The organism is Ruegeria sp. G7, assembly GCF_056535465.1.
Genome location: NZ_JBQFIL010000001.1, coordinates 2025634 through 2038052 on the forward strand (window position 1 = coordinate 2025634; position 12419 = coordinate 2038052).

Here is a 12419-nt window from a genome sequence, read left to right on the forward strand (position 1 = left end):
CCGCTTGAAAAAAAATTCCATTGCGGCAATATTACCTTATGGTGCTGTTCGGGGGGCACGATCCGAATTAGGGAGTTCTTAAGCAGCGAGCCGCTAGTCTAGCGGTCATGGCTGCTGTCGCGTTTCCCGGACAGGTGTTTGTGTAAAGGAGACTACCAATGACCCATCACGTCGATGTCCATGTGGGCAAACGCGTCCGGCATCGCCGCTGGCTGATTGGCATGACCCAACAGCAGTTGGCGCAGCAAGTTGGTATCAAGTTTCAGCAAATCCAGAAATACGAAACAGGTGCCAACCGGATCAGCGCGTCTCGCCTTTGGGACATCGCCGAGGCGTTGGATGTTCCGGTCAGTTTCTTTTTTGAAGGTCTGGAAGAGTCGCAGAAATCGGACGCCGACAAGAAATCGGTTCCCGCAGATCTGATGGGCGACAAAGAAGCGCTCGATCTTGTGCGCTCATACTACGCCATTCCGGAAAACCAGCGCCGTCGCTTGTTCGAATTGGCCCGCGTTCTCAGCGACGTGGCCTGAGACTATCGACTTGACTTCTCGGGGCGCGGACCGCACGGGTAGGCCATGCAAAACGCCCCGCTGAGTGATCTTGAAATTGCCGAAGAAATGGCCGACGCGGCGCGGGCGGCCATACTCCCGTTTTTCCGCCAGACCGATCTGGAAACTGACAACAAGCTCGCGGATGGGTTTGATCCGGTCACCGTAGCGGATCGCGCCGCGGAACAGGCGATGCGCGCTGTCTTGTCAAAACACCGCCCGGACGATGGCATTTTGGGCGAAGAGTTCGGGCAAAGCGATGGCACGTCAGGGCGTGTCTGGGTTCTGGACCCGATCGATGGGACACGCGGGTTCATCAGCGGGACACCTACATGGGGTGTGCTGATCGCGTTGAGCACCGAGGCAGGCCCGATAATGGGGGTGATTGACCAACCCTATATCGGTGAACGTTTCGTGGGCGGCTTCGGGCAGGCGTTCGTCAAAGGCCCGTTAGGACAGACGAAACTTGCAACACGCGCGACGCGCAGTCTGGATCAGGCGATTGTTTTCACTACTTTTCCCGAAGTCGGCACCAAGGCCGAGGGGGCTGGCTTTCACGCGGTTGCGTCGCAGGCGAAACTGACGCGCTACGGTATGGACTGTTATGCCTATGCATTGCTCGCGGCCGGGCAGATCGATCTGGTGATTGAGGCTGGCTTGAATGCCTATGACATCCAGGCCCCGATCGCGGTGATTGAAGCCGCCGGAGGCGTCGTCACCGACTGGTCGGGAAACCCCGCTCATGACGGGGGGCGGGCGCTGGCAGCCGCGACACCCGAACTTCATGCCGCAGCGCTGGATATCCTGCGCCAGTATTGAAACGGGTTGCCGCACGGCACGCGTGCTCGTAAACTCGGGCCCGGCTGGTTCTTGCGCCCGTTTTCCACCAGCCCCGCACTTCCACGCATGAGACGGGCTGATGCGGGAGTGCACGATGACCGAATGCCTGATCCGAAATGCCGATCTGATCTTGACGATGGACGATGCGCGACAAGAGCTTGTCGGCGCCGACCTGTTGATCCGCGACGGCAAGATTGCCCAAATCGGCCAACACCTGGCCACCGGTGGAAAGATTCACGATGCCGCCGGGTGTGTGATAACACCGGGCCTGGTCAACACGCACCATCACCTTTATCAGACCCTCACTCGCGCGGTGCCCGGCGGGCAGGACGCGCTGCTGTTCGGTTGGCTGCAAACTCTCTATCCCATCTGGTCACGTTTCGGCCCGGATGAGATGTTTGTTTCTGCCCAGATCGGTCTGGCAGAGCTTGCTTTGTCAGGCTGCACGCTCAGCGCCGATCACCTCTACCTCTACCCCAATGGGGCGCGGCTGGAAGACACGATCCACGCCGCTGCCGAGCTGGGCTTGCGTTTCCACCCGACACGCGGCGCGATGAGCATCGGTGAAAGCAATGGCGGCTTGCCACCTGATGCGCTGGTCGAGACCGAAGCCGCAATTCTGGAGGACATGATCCGGGTCATTGATGCCTTCCACGATCCACGGGACGGGTCCATGTGCCGCGTTGGGCTGGCACCCTGTTCTCCTTTCTCGGTCAGCCACGACCTGATGCGCGATACGGCCAATTTGGCGCGTGACAAAGGTGTGATGCTGCATACACATCTTGCTGAAAACGAAGAAGATATCGCTTATTCGCAGGACAATTTCGGCTGCCGCCCCGGTCAGTATGCCGAAGACCTGGGCTGGACCGGTACAGACGTGTGGCACGCCCATTGCGTCAAGCTGAATGGGGCCGAAATCGACCTGTTCGCCCGCACGGGAACAGGTGTCGCCCATTGTCCTTGCTCGAATTGCCGCCTCGGTTCGGGCATCGCCCCGATCCGAGCCATGCGCGATCAGGGCGTCCCTGTCGGGCTGGGAGTCGACGGCTCCGCCAGCAACGATAGTGGCAACCTTGTGATTGAGGCGCGCCAAACCATGCTTTTGCAGCGGGTTTCGAGCGGGGCGGATGCCATGTCCGCCCGCGAGGCGCTTGAAATCGCCACACGAGGCGGCGCGGATGTGCTGAACCGCCCCGATTGCGGACGCCTGATGCCGGGCAAGCGCGCCGATATCGCGATCTGGGACATAAGCGGTGTCGAAACCGCAGGCAGCTGGGATCCTGCGGCCCTGCTGCTGGCTGGCCCAACCCGTGTCAAACACCTTTTCGTCGAAGGCCGCCAAATTGTCCGCGATGGACAGATCACCACAATCGACCTGCCCAAAGTGATCGAAACCCAGAACCGCCTCGCGCGCACCCTAGCCGCGTAGCGGGTCCGCCCTTCATCTGGCCAAAAATATCCCCGCCGGAGGCATGCGCCGCAGGCGCATCCCCCTCACTCAGCTACCCGAGCGCCACCGATCCAGACATCCGCCACAGCCCGATCATCACCCATCATGATCGTGGGAAAAACCGCTTCCCACAGTGCGTTCGCACGGGCTTCGCGCTGGGCAATCGCAGGAGTCGAAGCAAGGTCGAGCACCACCAGATCCGCCTCCATGCCCGTCGCGACATTGCCGATGCGATCGTCCATATGCAGTGTCCGAGCAGATCCGACGGTTCCCAGCCACAACAGCTGGGCCGGATGCAGCGGCGTGCCGCGCAACTGCCCGATCTCATACGCCGCCGCCATGGTCCGCAGCATTGAAAAACTCGATCCGCCGCCTGTATCCGTCGCCAGCCCCACGCGATGTCCATCGCGCATCAGGCCTTCCATGTCGAACAGGCCCGAGCCGATAAAGGTGTTCGAAGTCGGGCAATGGATCAGCGCCGCCTCCATCTCGCGCAGTCGATCCCGTTCGCGCGGTTCTAGATGGATGACATGCCCATAAAGCCCGTTTTTGCGCAGCAAACCAAACTGCTCATACGTATCCAGATAGTCCCGCGCGTCGGGGAAAAGCGACCGGACCCACTCGATCTCATCGGTTTGTTCGCACAGATGAGTTTGCATCAGGCAATGCGGATACTCACCCCACAGCGCACCCATCGCCTCAAGTTGTTCGGGCGTTGATGTGGGCGAAAACCGGGGGGTGATGGCGTAAGACAGCCGGTCGATCCCGTGCCATTTCTCCAACAAGGCCTGCGATTGGTCGTAAGCTGTCTGCGCCGTGTCCCGCAGGCCCTCGGGCGCGTTGCGGTCCATGCAGGTCTTGCCCGCAACCACCCTCTGGCCGCGCGCCTGAGCGACCGAGAAAAACGCATCTACACTTTCGGGATGGATGGTGCAGAAACTGCACATGGTGGTGGTGCCATGGGCGGCGGTCAGATCGAGATAGCGGTTGGCAATCTCCGACGCATATTCGGGATCTCCGAACTTCATCTCTTCGGGAAAGGTGTAGCTGTTCAGCCAGTCGATCAGCCGTTTGCCCCAACTGGCGATCATTGCCGTCTGTGGATAATGCACATGCGGATCAACAAAGCCTGCCATGATCAAATGGCTACCATAGTCTTGCGCCTCCGCCTGGGGGTGCGCGTGCGCCAGATCGGAAGCTGTGCCAAGCGCGACGATGCGTCCGTCCTCGATCACGAGTGCCTCATGCACCGTTGCCGCCTCGGTCGGCTCGCCTTCGAATGGCGAGCTATCAAAGCTCAGTACGCGCCCTTTCAAAAGCGTCTTTTGCGCCATTTGCCGTATTCTCCGCCTGTTTGGGACCGTTCCGCAGCATAGGGGGGCGAAACTTGTGGGTAAATCCAAGCATTGTCATTGTTTTCCGGTAGCTGCTTCTTCTATCTAGAAGCAATCACTCGGGATAAGGGGCAGAGCATGACCACAGGCATTGACGAAGCCGGAAACGATCAGCCCCGGGACGAGGACGCCTATGCGCTGGACCGGCGCACTGTCGCGGCGATTCTCTACGCGGTGGATGTTGAGGATCGCGACAAGCTGATCGAGCTGATGGAGCCGCTGCATGCCGCCGACATCGCCGACCTTCTGGAGCAGATCAACCCTTATGACCGCGCCCGACTGATCCGACTGTACGACAAGGAATTTGACGGGGATATCCTGTCGGAACTGGATGAGTCCGTTCGGGAAGAGGTCATCGGCGTTCTGAACCCAGATGTTCTGGCCGAGGCCGTCCGGGACATGGAAAGCGACGATGTCGTCGACCTGCTGGAAGACCTCGAAGAGCCGCAACAGGAGACCATTCTGGAGGCGCTGGAGGATTCCGAACGCATCGCGGCGGAACAGGCGCTGTCCTACCCCGAAAATTCGGCAGGCCGCCTGATGCAGCGCGAGGTCGTCATGGCGCCCGAGCATTGGACCGTGGGGCAGGCCATCGATTTCATGCGGGCCAATGACGACCTGCCCGAGCAGTTCTATTACGTCATTCTGGTCGACCCGCGTCTGAAACCCGTGGCGCAGGTCACGCTGGGCAAGCTGATGGCGGCGCGGCGCGAGGTTCCGTTGCATGAGATTGCGGATGAGGAATTGCACAGCATCCCCGTGGATCAGGATGAAGAGGATGTGGCCTATGCGTTCAACCAATACCACCTGATCTCGGCCCCTGTGGTGGATGGGGATGGGCGCTTGGTCGGGGTGATCACTATTGACGATGCGATGGTCGTGCTGGACGAAGAATATGAAGAGGACATGCTGCGCCTTGCCGGTGTGTCCGACGAAAGCTCGATCTCGGACAGTGTGGCGGCGACCAGCAGACGACGGTTGCCGTGGCTGGCGGTCAATCTGGTCACGGCGATCTGCGGGTCGCTGGTGATTTCGCAGTTCGAAGCGGCAATTGATCAACTTGTTGCACTGGCGATCCTGATGCCCATCGTGGCCTCGATGGGTGGCAACGCGGGCACACAGTCGCTGACGGTTGCGGTGCGCGCCTTGGCGACGCGTGACCTGACGGGCTCGAATGTGGGCCGTGTGATCCGGCGGGAATTACTGGTCGGGATGCTCAACGGCTTATGCTTCGCTATCGTGCTGGGCACGGTGGGAATGATGTGGTTCGACTCGCCCTTGCTGGGTGTCGTGATCGGATCGGCCTTGGTCGTGAACATGATCATCGCGGGCTTTGCAGGTACGGTAGTACCGGTGGTGCTGGACCGTCTGGGCGTTGACCCGGCGCTGGCGTCGGGGACCTTTGTGACGACCACAACGGATGTCATGGGGTTCTTCATCTTCCTTGGCCTTGCCAGCGTGGTGCTCTTGTGACCGATACGACCGATCTAACTGAAATCAAAGCTGCCGCGCGTAAAGCGGCCTTTGCCCGCCGCAAAGCCGCCTTTGACGCCCGCCCGCCCGGCGCGGCGGGGCGCTTGTCCGAGGTTCTGGCCGGGCACCGCGGCGTCCCGATCTCGGGCTACATGCCCATCCGCACCGAGATCGACCCGCTGCCCGCAATGGCCGAGGCCGCAGCCTATGGCCCGGTCGGCGTGCCGGTCATTCAGGCCGCAGGCCAACCGCTGCGCTTTTCGCGCTGGACGCCCGAGGGCGCGCTGAAGGATGGCCCTTTCGGTGCCAAGGTCCCCGAGGTTGATGACTACTTCGATCCGGAAATCCTTATCGTGCCGTTGGTGGCGTTCGATGCACAAGGCGGGCGACTGGGCTATGGCGGAGGGTTCTACGACCGTACATTGGAAGGTCTGCGCGCCAAACGCCCGACGCTGGCCATCGGCTTTGCTTTTGATGCGCAAGAGGACGAAGGCCTGCCTTTGGAGCCCACCGATCAACCGCTGGATATGGTGATCACCGAAAGCCGCGTGCTGAGCTTCTGATCCCCTATCTGCGACGGCAAACGGGTGCGCGTGCTTGCTGTATTGTTTTTGCTGCCGACAGTCTCTAGGACCGCTGATATGAAAATACTATTCCTGGGTGACGTCATGGGGCGCGCGGGGCGCGCGGCCATACAGCAGAATTTGCCACGTCTGCGCGACGAATGGCGGCTGGATTTCGTTGTGGTCAATGGTGAGAACGCTTCGAACGGGATGGGGCTGACCGGGGATCACGCCAAGCTGTTGCTGGATGCGGGGGCGGATTGCGTCACGCTGGGCGATCATGCGTTCGACCAGAAAGACATGCTGCAATTCATCGAGAAAGAACCACGCATCGTGCGCCCTGTGAATTTCGCCAAGGGCGCGCCGGGGCGGGGGCATCGGTTGTTTACGGCTCCGGGCGGGCGCAAGGTTCTGGTGGTGCAGGTGCTGGGGCAGGTGTTCATGAAGCGGCCCTTCGATGACCCGTTCTCGAGCGTCGAGCCGATCCTGAAATCGCACCCGCGCGGCGGGCAGGCGGATGCGATCATCGTCGATATGCATTGCGAGGCGACGTCCGAGAAGATGGCGATGGGCCATTATTGCGACGGCCGTGCCAGTCTTGTGGTGGGGACGCATACCCATGTGCCCACGGCAGATGCCCAAATCTTGCCCGGCGGCACGGCCTATTTGACCGATGCGGGGATGTGTGGAGATTACGACTCGGTCATCGGCATGGACAAGCAAGAGCCGATGCGCCGCTTTATCACCGGAATGCCCAAGGCGCGGTTCACGCCGGCCAACGGCGAGGCCACACTGAGCGGTGTGTTCGTCGAGACCGACGACCGGGACGGGCGCGCAAAATCTGTGCAGATGGTCCGAGTGGGCGGGCGGTTGCAGCAGGCAGGTCTCTGAAACCCATGTCAGGCTTGCCCTGCCGCGCGCAATGCGAGACACTGAGCGTCGGGCGCGCAAGCCAGGTCAGGGTTCGGACAGAATACCAAGAATGCAACTCCTTCAACTGACAGAAACGGGCAGCGCGGTACTGGCGCTGATGATTGTCGCGGGCATGTTCATCATGTTTCTGCGCGAGGTCTACCCGACCGAGGTCGTCGCCATTGGCGGCGCCGCGCTGATGCTGGCCACCGGCATTCTGCCCTACCAAAGCGCGCTCGCGGTGCTGTCGAACCCGGCCCCGTGGACGATTGCGGCCATGTTCATCATCATGGGGGCCTTGGTGCGAACGGGCGCGCTGGATGCATTCACCTCGGTCGCGCAGAAACAGGCACAGGTCAATCCACGCATCGCCATAGCCCTATTGATGGGCTTCGTTGTTGTCGCCTCGGCGGTGGTGTCGAACACGCCGGTGGTGGTGGTGATGATCCCGGTCTTCATCCAGATCGCGCGGACGCTGGACGTTCCTGCCTCGAAGCTGTTGATCCCGCTGAGTTATGCCGCGATTCTGGGGGGTACGCTGACGCTGATCGGAACGTCGACCAACCTGCTGGTTGATGGTGTGGCGCGCGCGCAGGGCATGACAGCGTTTACCATTTTCGAAGTAACTCCGCTAGGGATCGCTGTCGTGCTCTACGGCATGGTCTATCTGCGCTTCATCGCGCCTCGCCTTCTGCCTGACCGTGACAGCATGGCCGAGATGCTCAGCGATCGGTCCAAGATGAAGTTCTTCACCGAGGCGGTGATCCCCCCGGAAAGCAACCTGATCGGGCGTGAGGTCACTGGCGTTCAGCTGTTCAAACGTCCCGGTGTGCGGCTGATCGACGTTGTTCGGGGCGACGAGTCGCTGCGGCGCAACCTCAAAGGTGTTGAGCTGCAGTTGGGTGATCGGGTCGTGTTGCGGACAGAGATGACAGAGCTTTTGAGCCTGCAAACGAACAAGGAACTCAAGCGGGTCGATCAGGTCTCGGCGGTTGAAACCAAGACGGTTGAGGTGCTGATTACACCCGGATGCCGGATGGTCGGGCGCACCTTGGGCGCCATGCGTCTGCGTCGTCGGTATGGCGTTTATGTGCTGGCGGTGCATCGGCGCAACCAGAATATCGGGCGTCAACTGGATGATCTGACGGTACGCGTGGGGGATACGCTGCTGCTGGAAGGTTCGCCCGCCGATATTCAGAAGCTGGCCGCCGATATGGATATGGTTGACGTCACCCAGCCCTCGGCACGGGCGTTCCGGCGCAGCCATGCCCCGATCGCCATTGGGGCGCTGGTCGGGATTGTAGCGCTGGCCGGGCTCGGTGTCGCGCCGATCCTGCTGTTGTCGATTATCGCCGTTGCCGTGGTCCTGCTGACCCGATGCATCGATGCGGATGAGGCGTTCTCGTTCGTCGAGGGTCGCCTGCTGGCGCTGATCTTTGCGATGCTGGCCATCGGCGCGGCGCTGGACAAATCCGGGGCGGTGTCACTGATTGTCGAGGCGGTAGCCCCCGCGCTGGGCATGCTGCCGCCTTTCCTGATCATCTGGGCGGTGTATCTGCTGACTTCGGTCCTGACCGAGCTGGTGTCGAACAACGCAGTCGCTGTGGTCGTCACACCCATCGCGATTTCGCTGGCGCAGGCGGTGGGGATCGATCCACGCCCGCTGGTAGTGGCAGTGATGGTCGCGGCCTCGGCCTCGTTCGCGACGCCCATCGGCTATCAGACAAACATGATGGTGTATGGCCCGGGTGGCTACCGATTTACCGATTTTCTCAAGGTCGGTGTGCCGCTGAATCTGACGGTGGGTCTGCTGGCCTCGTTGCTGATCCCGTTCATTTGGCCGCTCTAGCAACCAGCGCGGAATCGCCGAACGTAAGGGTCCGGGTCTTGTAAACCGCGACCGGTGCACAAACGTTTGCTGCAAGATGAATGCGAAAGGATGGGATCATGCCGTTTCCCAAACTCGGACAAGCCATCGTGGCCGGAGCCGTCGTGCTGGCCCTTCTGGGCAGCCAGAGCCATGCCGGATCGGTCACCGGAACCGCGACTTATCGCGAACGGATCGCGGTGCCAGAGGATGCGACGCTGTATGTTGAGCTTCAGGATATCTCGCTGGCCGATGTGCCAGCGGTGACTCTGGCGGCGCAGCGTTATGCGTTGACCGGGGTACCGGCCGAATTCGAACTGAGCTTTGATGACGCGCTGATCCGCGATGGCATGACCTATGCGGTCCGCGCCTCAATCGTGCGCGGGAACCAACTGCTGTTTACCACCGACACCGTTCATCCGGTTCTGACCAACGGAGCCGGGGATTCCACAGATCTTGTGCTGGTGCAGGTCAGCGGGCAGGGTGCGGCCACGCTGGAAGACACCAACTGGACTGCTATTGGTATCGATGGCGCAGTCGTCAATGCCGAACGCCCGCCAACGCTGTCGTTTGCCCAAGGCGGGTCCTTCAGCGGATTCGGAGGCTGCAACCGCTTCATGGGACAGGTTGAGCTGTCGGGTGATGGCCTTGAGTTCCCGGACAACATGGCGGCCACCTTGATGGCCTGTCCGCCCGCGCTGGAAGAGGTCGAGGATCAGTTCTTCGCCGCCTTGCAGGGCGTAACCGCCTATGCGGTGGCGGGCGACAGTCTGGTGCTGCTGGATGCCGCGGGTGAGCCTGTTCTGAAATTCATCCGCACGCCTTAATCAGGCTACGGCCCGCGACCGCCCCGCATTGCGGCCCGAGAAGATACAGCCCCCCAGGAACGTGCCCTCCAGCGCGTTGTATCCGTGGTAGCCGCCACCGCCGAAGCCCGCGACCTCTCCGGCCGCGAACAAGCCGGGGACAACCTGACCGTCGGCACCGATCATCTGGCTATCGAGGTTGGTCTGCAGCCCGCCCAGCGTCTTGCGGGTCAGCACATGCAGCTTGACCGCGATCAGCGGGCCGTTTGACGGATCGAGGAACTTATGCGGCTTGGCTGTGCGGATCAGCCGGTCGCCGCGATAGTTCCGCGCGGCCAAAATCGCCATCATCTGCGCATCTTTCGAGAACGGATTATCGACCTGCGAATCCCGCGCCTCGATCTGGGCGCGCAGATGTGCCTCGTCGATCAGGCCTCCACCCAGCTGGTTCATGCCGCTGACCAGCTCGGTCAGGGTGTGGGCGACGACGAAATCCTCGCCCTTTTCCTTGAACGCCTCGACCGGCCCGGTGGCTTTTGAGCCTGAAAGGATGCGCTGACGGATGACCTCTATCCAACTGCCCGAGGTGAAATCGGGGTTCTGTTCGGACCCCGACAGGGCGAATTCCTTCTTGATCACCTTTTGCGTCAGAACGAACCAGCTGTAGTCATAGCCGGTTTTCAGGATTTCTTTGAGCGTCCCCAGCGTGTCGAACCCCGGCAGGCAGGGCGGTTGCAGACGATTGCCGCGTGCATCGAACCACATCGAGCTTGGCCCGGGCAGGATGCGAATGCCATGCGCGGGCCAGATCGGATCCCAGTTGCGCACACCTTCGGTATAGTGCCACATCCGATCGCCGTTGATCACATGACCGCCCGCCTTTTCGGTGATCGGAATCATGCGGCCATCCACATGGAACGGTACACCTGCGACCATATCCTTGGGCGGCTCACCCAGCCGGTCGCGGGGCCAGTTCTTGCGCACCATCTCGAAATTGCCGCCGATCCCGCCCGAGGTGACGATGACCGAGGGCGCGTAGACCTCGAACTCGCCCACCTCATCGCGGTTGGTCTTGCCGCCGCGCTGGGCGGTGTCATCGGCCAGAACCTCTCCGGAGACGCCTTTGGCGCAGCCGTTCTGCATGATGATATGGCTAACCTGATGGCGGAATTTCATCTGGATCAGCCCGGCGCTGACGTGTTCTTTGACCCGCCGGATGAAGTGTTCCAGCACACCCGGCCCAGTGCCCCATGTGATGTGAAAGCGCGGGACCGAGTTGCCATGACCGTCCGCATAAGACCCGCCGCGTTCGGCCCAGCCCACGACCGGGAACCAGCGCAGGCCCATCTCATGCAACCATGGGCGCATCTCGCCGGCGGCAAACTCGACATAGGCTTGCGCCCATTTGCGGGGCCAGGCGTCCTCATCCCGGTCAAACTGCGCGCTACCCATCCAGTCGCGCAAGGCCAGATCGTGGCTGTCGCGGATGCCCATGCGCCGCTGTTCCGGGGTGTCGACCATGAACAGACCGCCAAGGCTCCAGAACGCTTGCCCGCCGAGGAAATGCTCGGGCTCCTGATCCACGATGATCACTCGCTTGCCACGATCACCCAACTCTGCCGCCGCAGCCAGACCGGCAAGCCCGCCGCCGACCACAATTGCGTCTGCTGTGTTGTTGGTCATGGGTTGTCCTTTCAGCGGCTGCGGAACCAGAGGATAAAGGGCGCGGCGACCACATACATTGTGATACCATAGACGCCGGCGGGCACGGCCAGAGGGCTGAAGCCGGTGGTTGTGCTGGTGATCAGCGCTGCAAGGGTAATGCCCATTGCCGAGTTCTGGATACCCGTATCGATCGAGATGGTCTTGGCCTCGGCCCATGTCAGATTTGCGGCGCGTGCCAACCCAAGACCAACCAGCAAAAGGGCGATGTTCAACGCGACAAGCGCAACGCCGATTGAGCTGAGGTTTGCGATGAAGAACTGCCAGTTTCCGGCCAGCGCGGCCAAGACGATCAGAACAAACAGGACCGATGCGAGCGTTGAGAGAGGGGCGTCGATCCGGGTGGCGAACCGCTTTGCAAAATGCCTTAGGCTGACACCGATTGCGACTGGAAGCGTAGTTATCAGAAACAGCGCAGTTGCCAGCGCTGCGATTGAAACCTCTGGCGCCGACTCTGCCATGAAATAGTCGATGGACCATGCGGCCAGAATGGGAACGGTGACGATAGACAACAGGCTGATCACCGCCGTCAGGCTGACCGAAAGTGCCACATCGCCTTTGGCGAATTTCGTAAGGATGTTGCTGGTCACCCCGCCGGGGCAGAAGCTGAGCAGCATGACCCCCACGGCAATCTCGGGTGGCAGCGCGAACAGTTTGACGGCCACAAACGCGGCCAGCGGGATCAGCACCACCTGACTGATTGCGCCGATGGCAAAGGGGTAGCCTCGGGTCAGGACGCGGCGAAAGTCGGCGACCTCAAGCCCGACACCCAAAGACAGCATGATAATGGCCAGCGACAGCGGCAGGCCGACATTGATTAGCAGGTCCAAGAACAACTCCTCCC

Annotated in this window: 11 protein-coding genes; 8 read left to right on the forward strand and 3 right to left on the reverse strand. The window is 61.3% G+C overall.

The features are described 5' to 3' along the window. Nucleotides 1-158 precede the first annotated feature (158 nt). From ACR3EN_RS10190 to ACR3EN_RS10200, 3 genes are all read left to right on the forward strand, one after another. Nucleotides 159-530 carry a helix-turn-helix domain-containing protein gene (locus ACR3EN_RS10190; protein WP_480822855.1) on the forward strand — a complete coding sequence of 124 codons (372 nt, stop codon included), beginning with the start codon at nucleotides 159-161 and terminating at the stop codon, nucleotides 528-530. Between the two features lie 45 nt (nucleotides 531-575). Then, complete coding sequence (gene hisN / locus ACR3EN_RS10195) at nucleotides 576-1367, forward strand: histidinol-phosphatase (RefSeq protein ID WP_480822853.1); 792 nt, start codon at nucleotides 576-578, stop codon at nucleotides 1365-1367. Between the two features lie 115 nt (nucleotides 1368-1482). Beyond that, nucleotides 1483-2817, forward strand: coding sequence for an 8-oxoguanine deaminase (locus ACR3EN_RS10200; protein ID WP_480822851.1), 1335 nt, complete (start codon nucleotides 1483-1485; stop codon nucleotides 2815-2817). 65 nt (nucleotides 2818-2882) lie between these two features. Here the strand turns inward: ACR3EN_RS10200 and guaD are convergent, their stop codons facing one another. After that, nucleotides 2883-4172 carry a guanine deaminase gene (guaD, locus tag ACR3EN_RS10205; protein WP_480822849.1) on the reverse strand — a complete coding sequence of 430 codons (1290 nt, stop codon included), beginning with the start codon at nucleotides 4170-4172 and terminating at the stop codon, nucleotides 2883-2885. A gap of 138 nt (nucleotides 4173-4310) precedes the next feature. Here guaD and mgtE point away from each other — a divergent pair, with 138 nt between their 5' ends. The 5 genes from mgtE (at nucleotide 4311) to ACR3EN_RS10230 (ending at nucleotide 9874) form a co-directional block, all read left to right on the forward strand. Then, nucleotides 4311-5705 carry a magnesium transporter gene (gene mgtE / locus ACR3EN_RS10210; RefSeq protein WP_480822847.1) on the forward strand — a complete coding sequence of 465 codons (1395 nt, stop codon included), beginning with the start codon at nucleotides 4311-4313 and terminating at the stop codon, nucleotides 5703-5705. Continuing rightward, nucleotides 5702-6268 carry a 5-formyltetrahydrofolate cyclo-ligase gene (locus ACR3EN_RS10215; protein WP_480822845.1) on the forward strand — a complete coding sequence of 189 codons (567 nt, stop codon included), beginning with the start codon at nucleotides 5702-5704 and terminating at the stop codon, nucleotides 6266-6268. Before mgtE ends, ACR3EN_RS10215 begins: the two co-directional genes overlap by 4 nt. Nucleotides 6269-6346: 78 nt before the next feature. After that, on the forward strand, nucleotides 6347-7159 hold the full coding sequence (locus ACR3EN_RS10220) for a TIGR00282 family metallophosphoesterase (protein WP_480822843.1): 813 nt from the start codon (nucleotides 6347-6349) through the stop codon (nucleotides 7157-7159). Between the two features lie 91 nt (nucleotides 7160-7250). Beyond that, nucleotides 7251-9029 carry an SLC13 family permease gene (locus ACR3EN_RS10225; protein ID WP_480822841.1) on the forward strand — a complete coding sequence of 593 codons (1779 nt, stop codon included), beginning with the start codon at nucleotides 7251-7253 and terminating at the stop codon, nucleotides 9027-9029. Between the two features lie 98 nt (nucleotides 9030-9127). Beyond that, a complete protein-coding gene (locus ACR3EN_RS10230; protein WP_480870581.1) occupies nucleotides 9128-9874 on the forward strand; it encodes a YbaY family lipoprotein in 747 nt (248 codons plus the stop codon). Here the strand turns inward: ACR3EN_RS10230 and ACR3EN_RS10235 are convergent, their stop codons facing one another. Both ACR3EN_RS10235 and ACR3EN_RS10240 read right to left on the reverse strand, forming a co-directional pair. After that, a complete protein-coding gene (locus ACR3EN_RS10235) occupies nucleotides 9875-11536 on the reverse strand; it encodes an FAD-binding dehydrogenase (protein WP_480870578.1) in 1662 nt (553 codons plus the stop codon). Nucleotides 11537-11547: 11 nt separating this feature from the next. Continuing rightward, the gene (locus ACR3EN_RS10240) at nucleotides 11548-12405 is read right to left on the reverse strand and encodes a bile acid:sodium symporter family protein (protein WP_480870575.1); all 858 of its coding nucleotides are present in this window, start codon (nucleotides 12403-12405) and stop codon (nucleotides 11548-11550) included. Nucleotides 12406-12419: the final 14 nt, after the last annotated feature.